17 protein-coding genes are annotated in these 16,546 nt (G+C 68.7%); 3 read left to right on the plus strand and 14 right to left on the minus strand.

Annotated elements, in window-relative coordinates; translation table 11 throughout:
• Nucleotides 1-98 precede the first annotated feature (98 nt).
• Together AC0IZS_RS23165 and AC0IZS_RS23170 are read right to left on the minus strand one after the other, a co-directional pair.
• On the minus strand, nt 99-479 hold the full coding sequence (locus tag AC0IZS_RS23165) for a hypothetical protein (RefSeq protein WP_471637799.1): 381 nt from the start codon (nt 477-479) through the stop codon (nt 99-101).
• Nucleotides 480-538: 59 nt separating this feature from the next.
• On the minus strand, nt 539-1,027 hold the full coding sequence (locus tag AC0IZS_RS23170) for a hypothetical protein (RefSeq protein ID WP_471637800.1): 489 nt from the start codon (nt 1,025-1,027) through the stop codon (nt 539-541).
• A 303-nt stretch (nt 1,028-1,330) separates the two neighbouring features.
• Here AC0IZS_RS23170 and AC0IZS_RS23175 point away from each other — a divergent pair, with 303 nt between their 5' ends.
• A complete protein-coding gene (locus tag AC0IZS_RS23175) occupies nt 1,331-3,310 on the plus strand; it encodes a hypothetical protein (protein WP_471637801.1) in 1,980 nt (659 codons plus the stop codon).
• A gap of 29 nt (nt 3,311-3,339) precedes the next feature.
• Here the strand turns inward: AC0IZS_RS23175 and AC0IZS_RS23180 are convergent, their stop codons facing one another.
• The 6 genes from AC0IZS_RS23180 to AC0IZS_RS23205 form a co-directional block, all read right to left on the minus strand.
• On the minus strand, nt 3,340-4,284 hold the full coding sequence (locus AC0IZS_RS23180) for a hypothetical protein (protein WP_471637802.1): 945 nt from the start codon (nt 4,282-4,284) through the stop codon (nt 3,340-3,342).
• A 69-nt stretch (nt 4,285-4,353) separates the two neighbouring features.
• Nucleotides 4,354-4,713 (minus strand): hypothetical protein, encoded by a 360-nt coding sequence (locus tag AC0IZS_RS23185; RefSeq protein ID WP_471637803.1) that lies wholly within the window; start codon nt 4,711-4,713, stop codon nt 4,354-4,356.
• Nucleotides 4,714-4,815: 102 nt separating this feature from the next.
• Nucleotides 4,816-5,535 carry a glutathione binding-like protein gene (locus tag AC0IZS_RS23190; RefSeq protein WP_471637804.1) on the minus strand — a complete coding sequence of 240 codons (720 nt, stop codon included), beginning with the start codon at nt 5,533-5,535 and terminating at the stop codon, nt 4,816-4,818.
• Nucleotides 5,536-5,649: 114 nt separating this feature from the next.
• Nucleotides 5,650-6,186: a hypothetical protein gene (locus tag AC0IZS_RS23195; RefSeq protein ID WP_471637805.1), complete on the minus strand. Its 537-nt coding sequence runs from the start codon at nt 6,184-6,186 to the stop codon at nt 5,650-5,652.
• Nucleotides 6,187-6,529: 343 nt separating this feature from the next.
• Nucleotides 6,530-7,546 (minus strand): aldo/keto reductase, encoded by a 1,017-nt coding sequence (locus AC0IZS_RS23200; RefSeq protein WP_471637806.1) that lies wholly within the window; start codon nt 7,544-7,546, stop codon nt 6,530-6,532.
• A 35-nt stretch (nt 7,547-7,581) separates the two neighbouring features.
• A complete protein-coding gene (locus AC0IZS_RS23205; RefSeq protein WP_471637807.1) occupies nt 7,582-8,691 on the minus strand; it encodes an alkene reductase in 1,110 nt (369 codons plus the stop codon).
• Nucleotides 8,692-8,814: 123 nt separating this feature from the next.
• On the opposite strand from AC0IZS_RS23205, the gene AC0IZS_RS23210 reads away from it, so the two are divergent.
• On the plus strand, nt 8,815-9,789 hold the full coding sequence (locus AC0IZS_RS23210; RefSeq protein WP_471637808.1) for a LysR family transcriptional regulator: 975 nt from the start codon (nt 8,815-8,817) through the stop codon (nt 9,787-9,789).
• Nucleotides 9,790-9,798: 9 nt separating this feature from the next.
• Here AC0IZS_RS23210 and AC0IZS_RS23215 read toward each other — a convergent pair whose 3' ends face one another.
• The 6 genes from AC0IZS_RS23215 to AC0IZS_RS23240 all read right to left on the minus strand — a co-directional run bounded on the left by AC0IZS_RS23215 (nt 9,799) and on the right by AC0IZS_RS23240 (nt 15,199).
• Nucleotides 9,799-10,254: a GNAT family N-acetyltransferase gene (locus AC0IZS_RS23215; RefSeq protein WP_471637809.1), complete on the minus strand. Its 456-nt coding sequence runs from the start codon at nt 10,252-10,254 to the stop codon at nt 9,799-9,801.
• A 28-nt stretch (nt 10,255-10,282) separates the two neighbouring features.
• A complete protein-coding gene (locus AC0IZS_RS23220) occupies nt 10,283-10,711 on the minus strand; it encodes a GFA family protein (RefSeq protein ID WP_471637810.1) in 429 nt (142 codons plus the stop codon).
• A 550-nt stretch (nt 10,712-11,261) separates the two neighbouring features.
• A complete protein-coding gene (locus tag AC0IZS_RS23225) occupies nt 11,262-11,411 on the minus strand; it encodes a hypothetical protein (protein WP_471637811.1) in 150 nt (49 codons plus the stop codon).
• A gap of 25 nt (nt 11,412-11,436) precedes the next feature.
• Entirely contained in the window at nt 11,437-13,311 is a 1,875-nt protein-coding gene (locus tag AC0IZS_RS23230; protein WP_471637812.1) for a M14 family metallopeptidase, read from the minus strand.
• Between the two features lie 171 nt (nt 13,312-13,482).
• On the minus strand, nt 13,483-14,031 hold the full coding sequence (locus tag AC0IZS_RS23235; protein WP_471637813.1) for a DUF4124 domain-containing protein: 549 nt from the start codon (nt 14,029-14,031) through the stop codon (nt 13,483-13,485).
• Between the two features lie 100 nt (nt 14,032-14,131).
• Complete coding sequence (locus AC0IZS_RS23240; protein ID WP_471637814.1) at nt 14,132-15,199, minus strand: endonuclease/exonuclease/phosphatase family protein; 1,068 nt, start codon at nt 15,197-15,199, stop codon at nt 14,132-14,134.
• Between the two features lie 244 nt (nt 15,200-15,443).
• Between AC0IZS_RS23240 and AC0IZS_RS23245 the strand changes: the two genes are divergently transcribed.
• Complete coding sequence (locus AC0IZS_RS23245) at nt 15,444-16,481, plus strand: zinc-dependent alcohol dehydrogenase family protein (protein ID WP_471637815.1); 1,038 nt, start codon at nt 15,444-15,446, stop codon at nt 16,479-16,481.
• The last annotated feature ends 65 nt before the right edge of the window (nt 16,482-16,546 follow it).

Raw genomic sequence — 16,546 nt, forward strand, 5'->3', positions numbered from 1 at the left:
GGGCATGCGGCTGCCTGGTTAAAGCCAGGTCGGCGCCGTGCCACCTGTTGGCTCGGTGGCCGCGAGCCGCAGGGGGCGTTCGGTGTGGATGCCTCGGCTCACCCCGGCACCAACAGCAACTGCCCCTCTTTCGACGGCCGGTAGGTAAAGCGCCCGGTCTGCACCACCTTGCCGCCCATGCGCGCCTGCCAGGTGTAGTTGCCCACGCGGGTGCCGGCGTTGCCGAAATCGCTGGGGTAGTGCACGGTGCCCGCGCGCTCGCCATCGTTCTCGGGCTCTGCCGTGGCCGTGCTCGTCTTGCCGTCCGGCATGGTGACGGTGAACTCCACCGGCGCCTGCCGGGCCGCCATCTTGTCGCTCACGCTCAGCCCGATGGCCGGGCGCGCGGAGTAGAGCACGCTCGTCTGCGCCAGGGCCGGCGCGCCGGCGGCGAGAAGCAGCGCGGTGACGACTGCGGCGGGACAAAGGGACCGCTTCATGGAATGCTCCTTTCCTGTCTGCATGCTTGGTTGGTTGACTGCTTGCTTGCTTGCTGCCGTCAATCGCCACACGACACCGTGCGCAGCCTGGGCACCGCAGTTGGCTCCCACGGGGCACGGCCGATGGTGCTGCCGCCACCCCATCCGTATTCGTAGCGCTCGCCACCGGCGAGGCTGCCGAAGGCACTGATGCGGCCCTTGCCCACGTCAAAGCCCCAGGCCTGCTGCAGCCGTTCGATGTTCAGCGGGGTGCCCGGGGCCAGTGTGCGCACCAGTTGCGTGCCGTGAAAGCCATCGTTCACGGAATCGCGCGGGTGGGCCGACAACACCAGTGTTTTGGAGTCGCGCACCGTGTACAGCCCCGCCTCCTGCACCAGCACCACCTGCGCCGGTGCGCGCAGCGGCAGGCAGCCGCTGGCACTCAGGTCATTCTTGCCCTGGCAGGCGGCCAGCAGGGCAATGCAGGGCAGCAGCGCCGCTGCGCCCAGGGCATGCACCACCGCAGTCGCTCGCGACGGGCGCGCCGGAATGTCAGCATCCTTCTCCATGGATGCACTGTGTCGCAACCAGCGACGGCGCCGGGTAGGACAACTGCGCCTTGGTGCGGGGGGGCACCAGGGCATGCAGGGCTGGTAGCAGTTCGCCGCCTGCTTCGCGCTGTCGTTCTGCTCATCCGTCATGGGTCTGCGCAGCCTGCGGCGGCGTACCGGTGCAGGCGCCAGCCCGGGATTTCACACGGCCCTCACACACTTCATTCACCCCTCACAAACGGCCCGGACACTTTTGCTTTCTGCAGGCGCCGCGGTCCCGTGGCGGCGGCCTGGACGTGCCACCTGAAAAAACCAAACCCTGTGAACCTCGCACACGCACCTTCATCCCCCGGCGCTGTGGCCAGCAGCCCTGCCGCCCCTGCGCTGCGCCTGACACGCGGCATCGCGCTGGCCTGGATTCTTGCCAATGCCGCCACGCCGGTCCTGAATGCCGTGGGCTGGACCGCGCTGAACAAGGAGGTCCGGCCCGCCGATCCGCTTGCCTCCTGGCTACCGTTCGCGTTGGCTCTGCTGGGGGCCCTGGCACTGGCCGTGCCCATGCTGCTGCACACCTCGGTGCTGCGGCGTGCGCTGCCAGCGCTGCCATGGTGGCGCATCGCCGTGGCCATGTCCCTTGCCTTTGTGGCGGGAAAAATCGCCGTGGCGGGCCTGTCGAGCGTGGTGCTCGTCCTCTCGCGCAGCGTACTGCCCCTCCTGGGGCAGCACCAGGGCGACTTCAATGGCCATTTCTGGTTGCCCACGGCCGGCCTGGTTCCCGTTCTGGTGGCGGCTGGGATGGTACTGCCCGCCTGGGTCTTTGCCCGCATGGCGCAGGTTCGCCCCGCGCTGCCGCTGCGGGCGGTGGCGGGGGCAACCCTGGCCACCGCAGCCCTGTGGGTGCTCTGGGTGCAGGCCGGGGTGAGCATCGACCTGCTGTTCCGCAGCGCCACGAATGGCTGGCCGTGGCCCAAGCGCGCCTCGGCGCTGGTCGTCCAGGCGCTGGAGCACGCCATCTGGGCGGCGGTGGCGCTGTGGGTCTTCGCGCGGGGGCTGCCCGCCCCGCAGGGCCCAGTGCTGCAGTCAACAACACCGCAGGGCGGCCGCAGGCTGGGCGCGGCCGTGTTGGCGGGCGCGCTGCTGGTCCCCATGGTGGTGGCCGCGCTGGCGCCGGGCGCGACCGGGCGGCTGCAGCTGGCCGTGCAGCGTGCGTTTTCGCCGCCGCCCGCCCAGGACGAATCTGAAGGCGAGCCACTGCTCCAGTACGCCTACAGCGCCCCGGTGCAGTTGCGCGATACGCCGCGCAGGGCGTCGGTGTCGCCCGATGGCCGCTGGATCATCGCCGTGGCACGCAACCGCCAGGTCATTGTCATCGATGCGGCCACGGGCGCGCTCGCGCACCGGCTGCAGGGTGAGCTGGGCGTGCATGAATCACCCGACTGGGCCTGGAGCCCCGATGCACGGTGGCTGGCGTTGCGCACGCAAGGGGACAGGGTGCAGAGCCAGTTTTCCCGCCACCAGGTCGCCCTGCGGCTGTATGCCGTGCCGGGCTTTGCGCTGGCCGGCGAGTACCGCCACACGGGGGCGCCGTGCCTTGCCGACTCCCTGTCCATCCAGAACGCAGTGCTGTTCGCGCCGGATGGCCAGGGCCTGTGGTTCGCCTGCGGGTCCGAGCACCCGCCCACGGCCACCAGCCTGCTCGCGGTGGGGCTGGGTGTGCCGTCCTTGCAGGTGCAGGCGCAGCGCCGCTACGGCGATGCGGCGCCATGGCATGTGGGGGGACTCCAGGAGGTGGGCGGCTCGGTCTGGTCCTGGCATACCGACCAGCAGCCGCCCTATGCGCGCTTTCGTGACCTGGACAAGGACAGCGTGCCCATCGTGCTGCAGCCCCCTTCAGACGACCCGGGCCTCCCGGCGGATGGAACCCTGCAGGGGTTCGCATTCGACCAGGCGCAGGGTGTGGCCCGCTTCAATGCCTGGACCGAGGGGCGCCAGCGGCTGCGCACATTCGACATGCGCTCGGGCACGATGCTGTCATTGGCGGACGGCCCGCTGCCTTCGGCGCATTTGGCCTACAGCGTCACCTCCGGCGCCAACGGCCTGCGCGCGGAGCGCCGCGCACATCCGGCGTCGCGTGCCGGCGAGCTCCTCGCCATCGACGCGGCCAGCGGCCAGGTGCGCCAGCGCATCCGCACCGTGGCGCAGTACCCCCTGGCCTTCAGCGCCGATGGCCGGCTGCTGGTGACCCACGCGGATGGCGAGCTGCGGGTGTATCGGGTACAGCAGGTACAGAAAACGCCATAGACACCCTGCCGCCTGCATGCTTGTCGGGCTCAGTTGTTCACCAGCAGATGCTTCCAGGCAAAGCCCTGGGGGTTCCAGTGGCCCACATAGCAGCCGGGGAAATTGTGCGCCACCTGCAGCGACGCCTTGGGACGCATCTGGTGCAACTGCCGGTACTGCGCCTCGGTCAGTTGCGCATTGCGCAGCACCATGGCCCACAGCTTGCCGCCCACGGCCGACTGGAACAGCGCTTCGTAGTCTTCGAACGGGGTTGCGGGCCAGTCGCCCTCGGGCTGCATGAACGGGCCCAGCACGTCGCTGAAGTCGAGTTGGCGCAGGGCAGGGTACTGCGCGGCATGGCGCGCCAGGTGGGCGATGAAGCCATTGGGGTTGTGGCCGGCGCCGATCTTCAGGCGGCGCAGCGCGGGCAGCGGCACGCCAAAGAAGGCCGGGTCGGGTGCCTGGGGCAGCTCCAGCGATTCGAGTGCAGGCATCAGCGCGACCAGTCGCCCCACATCGCCCGCATCGTCCAGGATCTCGCCCTCGCGCACGATGCACACCGCGTTGTGCGCCGTGTTGTCGGCCTGCGGGATGGCCAGGTGGCGCAGGTGGGGGAAGGGCACGCCGCGTTCGACCAGCGGCGTGAACACCCATTCGCGCGTGCCGTTGGCGCCTTCATCCGGCCCGGTGAAGGTCAGCGCGTGCAGGGCCTGGGCGACGGCGGGCTCGGCCAGCGCGTCCAGCAGCTCGGCAAAGATGGGCTGCTCCGTATCCCCGGTGCTTGCGGCCGGGCCGTGGTAGTGCACATGCCAGCGCTCGCCGATGGGCGCGAACATCAGCTGGTGGCTGGCCTCCAGGGTCGCCGGTGGCAGGTCGGCAGCCTTTTCGCCATCGTCGTCACTGTCATCCGCGTCCGCCCGGCGTTGCTCGGCATCGAGGTCGGCCAGGCGTTGTTGCAGGTCGAGCAGGCGGTGAAGAACGGGGGATGTGGCCATGGTGTTCTGGGTGAAAAGATGCGAAGGCTTGGCAGTCTAAGGGACTGCTGTGCCAGGCCTCAACCCAGTTCAGTCCGCCGCGCCTTGCGGGCTGGCCGCGTCCCGCGTTTGTGCCTTCCTCAATGATCGATTGCCCCAAAAGAACAGGGCCCACGCCACCGGCAGGATGAAGATGAACACCACGCCGCTGCCACAACCGGGCCCGCACTGGGACCATTGGTAGATCAGCAGTGCGGGCAGGCCGGGCGATACCAGCGTGCTGGCGGCGTGGATACACACGCCCTTGGCCAAGTCCTGCCAATCGAACCGAGCGCCCCGCAGGTGCTCTATCCACAGCAGCAACAGCCTTGCGGGCGAGGGACAGAACACCAGGAACAGCATCAAGCCGGAAAAAACGGCTTCCGCGAAGGAGGATGTTGCTGTTTGCATGGTGGTTGACTCTAAGCGATCCAGAGGCTTCCTGCGAAGCCCCCAATCCGCATCAAACGGCGCTGCTACGCGAGTGCGCTACCGACCTGTCACCGGGTCCACTTATTGCGCCGCCTGCTTGGCGCTGTCGCGGATGCTCTCCGCCGTCTGGTTGAACAGCACCTTCTTCTGCTCATCCGTCATCGGCTTGCGCAGGTCCTTGAGCAGGTCCAGGCCGCGCTGCACGGCGGGGCGCTCCATGAGGGTGTCGTGCCAGCGCTTGAGGTGGGGAAAATTCTCCAGCGGGATCTCGTAGGCCACATGCGAGCGGATCCAGGGCAGGCTGGCCATGTCGGCAATCGAATACTCGTCGCCGGCCACATAGGCGCCGGTGCGCGCGAGCTGGCCGTCGAGCACGCCATAGAGGCGGTTCACTTCCTTGCCATAGCGGTCGATGGCATAGGGCACCTTCTCGGGCGCGTAGTTCTTGAAGTGCCCGTTCTGGCCCGACATGGGGCCCAGGCCGCCCATCTGCCACATCAGCCACTGCATCTGCGCGTAGCGCTGGCGCAGCTCGGTGGACCAGAATTTGCCGGTCTTCTCGGCCAGGTACATCAGGATGGCACCGCTCTCGAACACCGACACCGGCGCGCCGCCGCCCGGCGGCGCGTGGTCCACGATGGCCGGCATGCGGTTGTTGGGGCTGATGGCCAGGAAGTCGGGCTTGAACTGCTCGCCCTGGCCGATGTTCACCGGCAGGGTGCGGTAGGGCAGGCCGCACTCCTCGAGCATGATGGAGATTTTCCAGCCGTTGGGCGTGGGCCAGTAGTGCAGGTCGATCATGGGGCGCGCTTCATCGGTTATGGATGGTAGCGGCAGCGTAGCAGCCTTGCGCAAGGCGTGCAGGGCGGTGCGGCAAGACCATGCGGCGGCTGCCGTTCCTGGCGCCTGGGCGGCCTACTTGAATCCGTTGAGCACCTTGTAGGTGATCTCGGTGTTGGTCGCATCGATGACTTCCAGCCGCGCGCCCTTGTAGCCCACGATCCGGGATTCAGACAGATCGTAGGTCACGTCGTTGCTGAAAGCCGGGCGCGCCAGGTTGCCGCTGGATTCGCGGTACCCGATGGTGATGCGGTTGCCGATCTTTCCGCTGTAGATGAGCGTCTGCTGGAAATGGTTGGGGCTGAACTGGGTGGCCCGGTCGATGGAATAGTCGATGTCGCCGCAGACGCTGCGCGACAGGCAGACGGTGCGCGTGCCGTTGTGCCTGGAGTACACGTGCAGGTTGCCGTTGTGGGGGTGCTGCGTCGTCGCGTTGTGGAAGTTCACGCGGCTGAAACGGATGTACTCCCGGGTCTGGCTGGTGGCCGTGTACTTGCCTGCATGCACCACGAAGTCGCCCACCTTCTGGTCCGTGGGGATGACGATGGCCGGACGGCTCAGCCCGGTGGCCTGGGTGAGCAGGGGCTCGCCGATTTCCTCAGTCGAGGTCACGCCATTTTCCGGAAACGTGTAGGACCCAAAGGACGTGGTTGGGGCGGATCTGCAGGAGGCCAGTGCCAGGCAGGCGATTACGAGGGCGGTGGTCGTCGTTTTCATGGGCGGGTTGGAACGGAAGAGGGCTCCCTGGGGTGCCATTGCATGCAAGGCGCAGTCTGGTCGACGCGCCGGCCGTGGAGTTTCCAGTGCGACAGGGGCCGATTTGGGGAAAAGGACCCTGAGCGCAAAGGTTAGCAGAATCCCCGGCGCGGCTCCCGTGAAACGCGGCTGCGTTTTGCGGTTGCCCGTGGCCCGAGGACCCGCCCGGCCGCGAGCCGCCTGCATGCATGGGCCGGGCTCAGCCGACCAGCGGCAGCGGCGCCTCCGGATGCACCAGCCCCGCAGCCCGCAGTTCGCGCCAGAAGTCCCCCGGCACGGCCAGCTGCAGCGCGGCGCGGTCCTCGGCCAGGCGTTCGGGCCGGCTGGCGCCCGGGATCACCGCCGCCACGGCCGGGTGGGCCAGCGCGAATTGCAGGCCCGCGGCCTTCATCGTCACGCCATGCCGGTCCGCAATGGCCTTGATGGCGGCGACCTTGGCCAGGATGGCGGGCGTGGCCGGCGCGTACTCGAAGTTCGGCCCCCCGACCAGCGCGCCCGAGCTGTACGGGCCGCCCACGACGATGGAGAGGCCGCGCTCGGCCACCTTGGGCATCACCCGTTGCAGCGCACCCCCGTGGTCCAGCAGCGTGTAGCGGCCCGCCAGCAAAAAGCCGTCCGGCCGCGGGCCCTGCAGGTCCAGCAGCAGTTCGATGGGTTCGACCCGGTTCACGCCCAAACCCCAGGCCTTGATCACGCCCTCGTCGCGCAGGCGGTCCAGGGCCTTGAAGGCGCCCTTGCGCGCGGTCTCGAACACGCCCAGCCATTCGTCGCCGTAGAAGTCCTGCGCCACGTCGTGCACCCAGGCGATGTCGATGTGGTCGGTCTTCAGGCGTTTGAGGCTGTCTTCGATGGAGCGCAGCGTGGCGTCCTCCGAGTAGTCATTGACGATACGGTTCGGGCGGCCGTACCGGAACACATCGCCCTTTTCGCCCAGGTCGCGGGCGGACACGTCCTCGATCTCGTCCAAAACCAGGCGGCCGACCTTGGTGCTGACGACGTACTCGCTGCGCGGCCGGTCCGCCAGGGCCTCGCCCATGCGGATCTCGGCCAGGCCCGCGCCGTAGAAGGGTGCGTTGTCGAAGTAGCGGATGCCATCGTTCCAGGCGGCGTCCACCGTGGCGCGCGCCTCGGCCTCGGGGATGGCGCGGAACATATTGCCCAGTGGGGCAGTACCAAAGCCCAGTGGGCCGGGAAGAAGGTTCTTGAGCACGGTCATGGTGTTCTCCGTTGAATGGTTGGTCGCGGTGGGTTTCAGGCCGCTTGTGCAGCCGTGAACTCGGTGTAGCCCTCGGCCCCACCGCCAAAATAGCCTGATGTCGGTGCGTTGAACAGCGGCAGGCGGTGCTGCAACCTGTGGGCAAGGTCCGGGTTGCCGATGAAGTCGCGGCCGAAGGCCACCATGTCGGCGTGTCCCGAGGCGGTGGCGTCGATGGCGCGCTGGCGGTCGTAGCCGTTGTTGGCGATGTAGGCGCCGCCGCCGAAGGCCGTGCGCAGTGCCTGGTTGTCGAAGCGGCTGGTGCCGTCTTCGGCATGCATCTGGCCTTCCACCACGTGCAGGTAGGCCAGGCCCATGGCGCCCAGGCGCTGCGCCAGCCAGGCATGGGTTTCCATGGGCGTGCTGTCCAGGGGGGTATCGCCAATGGCGGTGGACAGCGGCGACAGGCGCAGGCCCACGCGGTCCGCACCCCAGACGCCGGCCACGGCCTCGGTCACCTCCAGCGTCAGGCGCGCGCGGTTCTCGATGGAGCCACCGTAGCGGTCCTCGCGCCGGTTGGTGCTGTCGCGCAGGAACTGCTCCAGCAGGTAGCCGTTGGCGGCATGCACCTCCACCCCGTCGAAGCCCGCGGCCAGTGCGCGCAGCGCGGCCTGGCGGTAATCCTCGACGATGGCGGCGATCTCGGGCAGTGTCAGCGCGCGCGGCATGCTGGGCGCCTCGAAGCCGGCTTCGGTGAACACGTTGCCGCCTGCCTGCAGTGCCGAGGGCGCCACGGGCGCAACGCCGTTCTCCTGCAGGCTGGTGTGCGACATGCGGCCCACATGCCACAGCTGCAGCACGATGCGGCCACCGGCCGCATGCACGGCGTTGGTCACCTGCTTCCAGCCCGTGACCTGGGCATCGGTGTAGATGCCGGGCGTGAAGGCATACCCACGGGCCTGGCGCGAGATGTTGGTGGCCTCGGCGATCAGCAGGCCGGCGGATGCGCGCTCGGCGTAGTAGCGCGCGGCCAGGGCCGAGGGCACGCCGTCCATGCCGGCGCGCGAACGCGTCAGCGGGGCCATGGCGACGCGGTTCTTCACCGCGATGGCGCCCAGGCGGGTGGGGGTGAACAGGGGCTCGGTAGCGGTAGCGGTGGTGGACATGGTGGTTCCTTGCAATGGCGAAAGTGGATGGGTAAGGGCTTGCACAGGACGAAGGATGCGCGCCACTGACAAATTCATCCAATTTATTTGCTGGATTCCAGATATACGGTTAAATGCATATCTATGCGCTACGACCTCAACCTGCTCCCCGTCTTCCTGACCCTGATGGAGGAGCGCAGCGTGACCCGTGCTGCCGAGCGGCTTGGCACCACGCAGCCCGCGCTGTCCAACGCGCTCACGCGGCTGCGCACGCTGCTGCAGGACCCGCTGTTCGTGCGCGAGCGCTACGGCATGCAGCCCACCGCACGGGCCCAGGCCCTGGCGCCGCAGATCGCGCAGGCCCTGGGCGTGCTCGATGGCATCGTGCTGGGCCAGCAGGCCTTCGACCCCGCCAGCGCCGACCAACTGGTGACCATTGCCGCCAACAGCTACATGGAGTTCGCGCTCATGCCGGCCATCGTCGCGCGGCTGCGCGCGCAGGCCCCCGGCATCCGCCTGCGCCTGGTGCCGTTCGGCACCGACCTGGCCGAGACCGGGGTGGTATCCGGCACCACGGCCCTGGTGCTGGGCCGCATTGTGGACGCGCCGGACAACCTGGTCGTGCAGCACCTGGGCGACGACGGCCTGGCCTGCGTGGTGCGGGCCGACCATCCGCAGGTCGTCGGCAACCAATTGACGAAAAAGCGCTACGAGCAGCTGCGCCACGTCAACGTGCTGCCGCCGGGCCGGCTGCGCGCCGGCCTGTTCCAGGCGCTGGAGCGCCAGGGCCTGCAGCGCGATGTGGCCGTCTCGGTCACGCATTTCCTGGCCCTACCGGAGATGGTGGCCATGACCGACTACTGCACCACGCTGCCACAGCTGATCTGCCGCCGCCTGGCGCACGATGTGCGGCTCAAGGTGCTGCCGGCGCCTGTGGACCTGGGCACCTTTCCGCTGCACATGGGCTGGCACGTGCGCTACCGCGACGACCCGGCCCACCGCTGGCTGCGTGCGTTGGTCGCACAGGTGGCACAGGAGCTGGTGGGGGAGGGCGAGGGGCCCGCCGCAGAAACGAGCGTGCTCGCAGCGCCCGCGCAGCGCCGACGTCCCAGGCGCTGACCAGACTCATCAGGCCGCGAACGGCTTGCTCATGTACACCGTGAACCCTCCCATGAAGGGCTCCTCGCGGTCCACGACAAAACCGTGGTGCAGGTACATATCCACGTTCGATGCAAACTGCTTGTTGGTGAAGAGCCTGAGTCCAGCGAGCTGTAGCGTCTTTGCCGTCTGTTCGGCCTGCGCGAGAAGGATGCGCGCACACCCACGGCCCTGGAAGGCGGGCGCGACCGCCAGGTTCTCGATCAGCAGCCATTGCGGCTCGGGGACCGTCTCGATCAGGCCTGCGAGCGCACCTTCCACTTCGAGCAGATCGATCCAGTGGTCCCTGACCGCTGCGGCGTAATCCGCTTTCATCGGCAAGGGCTCCCGCCCGATCACTGGCACCCACTTGGCATAAGCGGCGCGGGTCAGCAAGCCCACCTCCGGTGCATCGGTGGCGGTGGCGCGCCTGATTTGATGATTCATGGGGTGTTTGCCTGTCTGCCGCAGCCGCTCAGCCCCGGGTCGCCTCGCCAGCCGCACACCAGGCGGGTATCGCATCCTGGTGAATTTTGCGCAGCGCCTTCGCCGGCACGAACGGCGTATCCAGCGTGCCCAGCGAGAACGCGATCCACGCCGCCGCATCGCCGTGCTCGCTGTGCCAGGTCAGCGGCGAGCCGCATTCCGGGCAGAAGCTGCGCGTGACGCCCGGCGATGACGCGCGGTGCTTCACCCGATCGGCGCCACGCGTGAAGGAAAAGCTGCCCACCGGCACATTCCCATAGGACCCGAAGGCCGCACCGTGCGCCTTGCGGCACATGACGCAGTGGCAGTGCGAGGCGGCCTTGATCTCGGCGCGGGCCTCGTAGTGGATGGCGCCGCACAGGCAACTGCCGCGGTAGAGCGGTTGCGGGTGGGTGAGGGTGGTGTTGTCAGAGCCCATGGGCGCCATTCTGCCCCGACACCACGGATTGCACAGGTTCAAGTGCGGTATGTAATGGTGCCCAGGTACTTCAGCCACATCCCTTCACCCTGCACCGATCGCGGCTGCTCGATCTGGTCCTGGCGGATGAAGACGAAGAAGTTGGCACCGGCAATGCCTTGTGCCGCGACCCGGCGAGCCAGCTCGCCAGCCCATTGGTCGCTGTACGAACAGCCATCGACCAGTTGATCGGTGGTGCTCGCCTCCCCGTCCCAGCCGTACTCCAGAAAGTCATGGTCGTACTAGGGCGTGTCCTCCATCATTTCACCCCCGCGAAAGCCTGCAGCGCGGTGCAGTGCAAGGCGCCCTGAGTGCCGTGTAGCACGGCTACACAAGCGAAGGGCAACGCCGCAATGTGCCGCGCTGCAGGCTTTCCCTTCGGGCTGGCCTCGGCATGCGGCGTCTGCTTTGTCGCACGGCTTGCCAATAGCCCGCTATTGGCTGCGCCGCGCTTCGCGCATCCATCCGCATGCCGGGGCCAGCGCGGGGGCGAAATGATGGATGACACGCCCTAGGTCGCTCCCTGATCGCGTGCGAAGGCGGAAATGGGGGAGTGGTCGCCCTGATCTTCGCCGCCAGAGGCCTCGGCGAAGTAGCCGTCCACCTGTTCCTGCGAAGCCTGGCCCACCCAGAAGTGGCTGGTCAAGGTGCTGTCTGGCATGCGATCTACCGGTGTAGCGTGTGGCTCAATCCGTCTCTTCAAACACCAGCGACGGCGTGGACATGATGCGCGCCGTCTGCGACAGGTCTTCCACCAGCCGGTTGGCAAAGTAGCTGTTCTGCGTGTCGGGCTCCAGCGCGGCCACGGCCAGGTGGGCCAGGGGCTGGTTCAGGGGCACGTAGTAGCTGCCGGCGGGCACGTCGATGGCAGCGCGCACGGGGGCCACCTGCACGCGGATGATGTCGGCGCTGTCGCTGATGGTGCCCAGCACGTCGCGGCGCTCGGACGATTCGCGTGCGGTCTCGCGGTAGGTGTCGGCCAGCAGCGAGCCGCCTTCGCCGATGCGCAGCACCTGCAGGCCCAGTAGCTTCAAGCGCTCGACCACCGGGGCGGCCTGCTGCGACACCCAGTAGCCGCAAGGGCGTGCGCGGGATTTGAGGGTGCGCAGGTTCAGCGATGAGTTCCAGTCCACGCGCACGGGGCGGTCCATGCCGGTCTCGGGGTCGATGAAGACCACCTCGCGCTGCGTGGGCGTGGGGCCGGCTTCGACCACCACGTTGTCGCGGCAGGCCTTGGCCGAGATGTCGCGCACCACGAAGGCGCGCACCTGCTCCAGGTTGGCGGCGCGCTCGGCCGTGGAGCGCAGTGCGCTGGCGATGGCCGTGACCTGGGTGTGTACGCGGCGCTGCATGTGCAGTGCGCCGATGCCCACGCCGCGCGTCTCGATCAACAGGCTCACGGTGTTCTTGAGACCGTGTACGTTGCGGCCCGTGTCGGGCTGCACGCCGCCCATCGACAGGGTGCGGTCGTCCGCGCCCATGGCATTGGTGTAGTACCACTCGCTCGACAGGTTCTGGGCCTTGAGCGCGGCCTGCATGGGCTGGTGGTACCACTCCTGCGAGGCCTTGGTCAGGAACTCGGGGTAGTTGGCCGTGGTGGTGTACTGCAGCAGCGCGTCGTAGCGCTGCACGGCGTTGAACTTCTCCTTGTAGCGGCCGGCCACCGTGTACTCGTGCGCGTCCACCACCAGGATGGGGCGGTAGTCGCGCACCAGGCGCGCGATGGCCTGGGCCTCGGGCGTCTTGAGCAGCAGGTGGTCGCGGTTCATGTCGATGCCGTTGGCCGTGGCACGCGTGTCGGCCTGCGCGCCGTCGGGGTTGGCACGCGGCACCACGATCACGTTGATGCGCTCGAGCAGGGGCTCCAGCAGGCCCTGGCCCAGTTCGCGGGCAATCACCAGCAGGGCCTCGGCGCCGGCGGGTTCGTTGCCGTGCTGCTGGCCGATCAGCACCACCGTCGGGCGCTTGCCGGCGTCCAGGCTGGCCGGGTCGTCCCCCTGCGAGCGGGTGAGCAGCAGGCCCAGCAGGGGCTCGCCGCGCTGCGAGGTGCCCATGCGCAGCACGCTGGCGCGCGAAGGGCCGCCGGCTGCGCCCGCGGCCACGGACTGCAGCCACTGCTCCATCTCGGCATTGGTGGTGAAGGCGCGGCGGTCGGGCGCCAGGCCCGGCGTGCTGTAGCGCACCGTGGGTTCCGGGAAGCGGGCCATCACCGCCGGGCCATAGGGCGGGGTGGCCAGGGGTTCGTTGCGGCCCACGATGGGTGCCGTGGGCGGCAGCGGGGCGGTGATGACCCCCGTGGCTGCCGGCTGTGGTGCGGGCGCCTGTTGGGCCGCACCCAGCGGTGCCGGCACCACCCGGCCCGGCTGTGCGCGGGGCACCGGGGCCGGGGCGCCGGGGCGCGGCGCGGCGGCACCCGGCGCATTCCAGGGCGGTAGCGGCGTGCTGCTGCAGGCCGCCAGCAGCACGGCCACCAGGGCGGCAGCCGTCGTGCGGACGGGCCAGCGGCTGGCTGCCGGGGCGTCGGGGTGCTGGGGGAAGGTATGGGCTCTGGGCATGGTCATATAGGTCTCGTCGCCCGCACGCAATCCGGGGCTTGGTCCGGCATCTTACTGGGCCCCTCGTTACCACTTGTGTCAGCCGGCACGCCGTGTTGCAACGCCTGCGCTGGCGCGGCCGGCGCGGCGCGATGCCCCTGGCGGCGAAGGGATTCTCAGGGGCAGATCAGCGGCAGATCAGGGGCAGAGGGTCTGGGCGCCCACGCGCGCGCATTTCTTGCCGGTGGCGGTATCCACGAAGTCGGGGCCGCTCTTCATGTGTATGCCGCCCTTGTTGTCGTGGCAGACGCCGGCATCGCAATAGACCAGGACCACGGGCGCGCTTGCCGCCCCGGCAGGCGGCTTGCCGGCCACGGGCGGCAGGTTCGCGCCCGCCGGCTCGGTGCCGCAGGCGGCAGCCACCCGCGTCTCCTGGGCCTGCACGCGGATGCGCTTTTCTTCGGGCGCCAGGGTGCGCAGGCCGACGAGCTGGGCCAGCTCTTCCCTGGCCGTGCGGCACGGGGCGGAGTTGGCGGTGCCCGCACCCCGGGCTCTGTTGCGCGCCTGCTCCCAGGCGACTTCCCGTACGCTGGGGTCGGGCAGGATCACCCCGCCCGTCTGGCTGCGGGTGCAGGGCTGGTCGCTGTAGACCATCTTTCCGTCCGGCTGCTTGCAGCGGTGTACCTGCGCGCCTGCGGACAGGGCCGCAAGGCCCAGGCAGGCCATGGCGATGGTGTTCCAACGCATCTGTCTGTTCCTCATTTTTTCTCGGAGGACTTTAGCACCGGCATGCGCCGGTGTAGGCAGGCAAATGGGTGATGCCGCGCCGCTGGTGGCGGGTGGGTTTTCAGCCCATTGGCGGGGCTGCGGGCTCAGGCTGCGCACGCTGCGGTTCCATCTGCAGCCGCAGCAGCGCGCGCACGAAGCCGTGGTCCGAGCGCGTGCGGTCGCGGCCCTCGTGCAGGTGGTCGTTGAAGTAGTCCACCCGGCGCACGTCGCCCAGGCTGTTGCGCCCGCGCGCAAGGAACTCCTCGCTCACCAGGATCTGGTCCAGCACCGAAGGCGAGCCCTGGTGGATGTGGGAGAAGGCCACGTCCTTCTTGAGCGCCATATCGCCCTGCAGGTCGTAGGCGTTGAACAGCGCCACATCGCGGGCCGAGCGGTCGTAGGCGATCTCGGTGGTGGCGCAGATCAGCTGCGTGGTCACGCTGTCGGGCGTGTCGTTGAAATCGCCCATCACCACCAGCGGCACGCTGGTGCGCTGCAGCAGGTCGATCACCAGGCAGCGCAGGGCCATAGCCTCGGCGCCGCGCATCACCAGCGAGCGCAGCGAGGCCAGGGCGCCCACCTTGCGGTCGTCCTTGTCCTCCAGCGCACGGCCTTGCGCGTCCTGCAGAAACTTGGGGCGCTTGGATTTGAGGTGCGCCGTGAGCACGTTCACCCGCTGCCCATGCTTCATGCGCAGCGTGGCCACCAGGGGCGGGCGCTCAAAGCGCGTGTGCAGGCCCAGCCCCGGCACATCGACCTGGAAGGCCGGTGGAAAGTTCGCGAACGACTGCAGCGCCTCCACCTTGAGCCGCGTGGCAATGCCCACGCGCGGCGTGCCCTCGGCACCATGGCGCGTGGCATCGTTCTCGGCGCCGGGCACCGCCACAAAATCGTAGCGCAGCCCGCTGTGCGCGATGGCCGCCTTCAGCGCCGCCTCGTCCCACACCTCCTGCACGGCCAGCACGTCGGCGTTGAGCGTGCGAAACCGGTCGCCCAGCCATGCCACCTTGCGCCCGTACTCGGCCTCGGTGTAGGCGTCCTGGTTGGGGTAGAACAGGCGCCCGGGATTGGCCAGGTTGAGCACATTGCAGGTGGCCACCATCAGCGTGTCCAGGGGCGGGGGCGTGTCGGCAGGGGTGGGGCGCATGGGGGGGCAGCAGGTGGGGAGTGGGAGGAGGGCACTTGCCCGGGCGGTGTCTGCAAAGGGCCCATCCTAGCGGGCTTTGGTTGCAATGGCCTGCGCAATGGCCATGTGCGGCACGCTTGACCAGGATCAAAAGCCGGCCGAATAAAGCACGGCCCCGAGGGAATGTGTGCGCCAGCGCACTGACAGCCACCTGGATGGCGCAGACAGTGGATTGGCACCCCGACCACCCAAAGGACCCCTCACCATGCTCGCCCTCGTGTACCACGGCCCCGGCCAGAAAAAGCTGGAAGAACGCCCCAAGCCCACCATCCAGGACGCCACCGATGCCGTCGTGCGCATCACCCGCACCACCATCTGCGGCACCGACCTGCACATCCTCAAGGGCGACGTGCCCACCTGCCAGCCCGGCACCACCCTGGGCCACGAAGGCGTGGGCGTCATCGACTCGGTGGGCCCGGGCGTCACCACCTTCAAGCCCGGCGACCGGGTGCTCATCTCCTGCATCAGCGCCTGCGGGCGCTGCGAGAGCTGCCGCAAGGGCATGTACTCGCACTGCAGCACCGGTGGCTGGGTGCTGGGCCACCGCATCGACGGCACCCAGGCCGGGTTCGTGCGCATCCCGCATGCCGACACCAGCCTCTACCCCATCCCCGACGGCGCGGACGAAGAGGCGCTGGTCATGCTCAGCGACATCCTGCCCACCGGCTTCGAGTGCGGCGTGCTCAATGGCAAGGTGCAGCCCGGCTCCACGGTGGCCATCGTCGGCGCCGGCCCCATCGGGCTGGCGGCCCTGCTCACGGCGCAGCTGTACTCGCCCTCGGAGATCATCATGGTCGACCTGGACGACAACCGCCTGGCCGTGGGCAAGCGCTTCGGCGCCACGGCCACGGTCAACAGCGCCGATGGCACCGCCGCCCAGCAGGTGATGGCGCTGACCGGCGGGCGTGGTGTGGACACGGCCATCGAGGCGGTCGGCATCCCGGCCACCTTCACGATGTGCGAGGACATCGTGGCGGCGGGCGGCACCATCGCCAACGTGGGCGTGCACGGCGTCAAGGCCGACCTGCACCTGGAGCGGCTGTGGTCGCACAACATCACCATCACCACGCGGCTGGTCGATACCGTGTCGATGCCCATGCTGCTCAAGACCGTGCATTCCCGGCGCATCGATGCCAAGCAGCTCATCACCCACCGCTTCCAGCTCGCGGACATCCTGCAGGCCTACGACACGTTTGGCCGGGCCGCAGAGACCAAGGCGCTGAAAGTGATCATTGAGGCATGAGCGATCCACAGGCCCGCATGGACTTGCATGCCAGCGCCCCTTCATGACCTGCCAAAGACTCTGCC

It is taken from the genome of Acidovorax sp. AC410 (genome assembly GCF_979253235.1).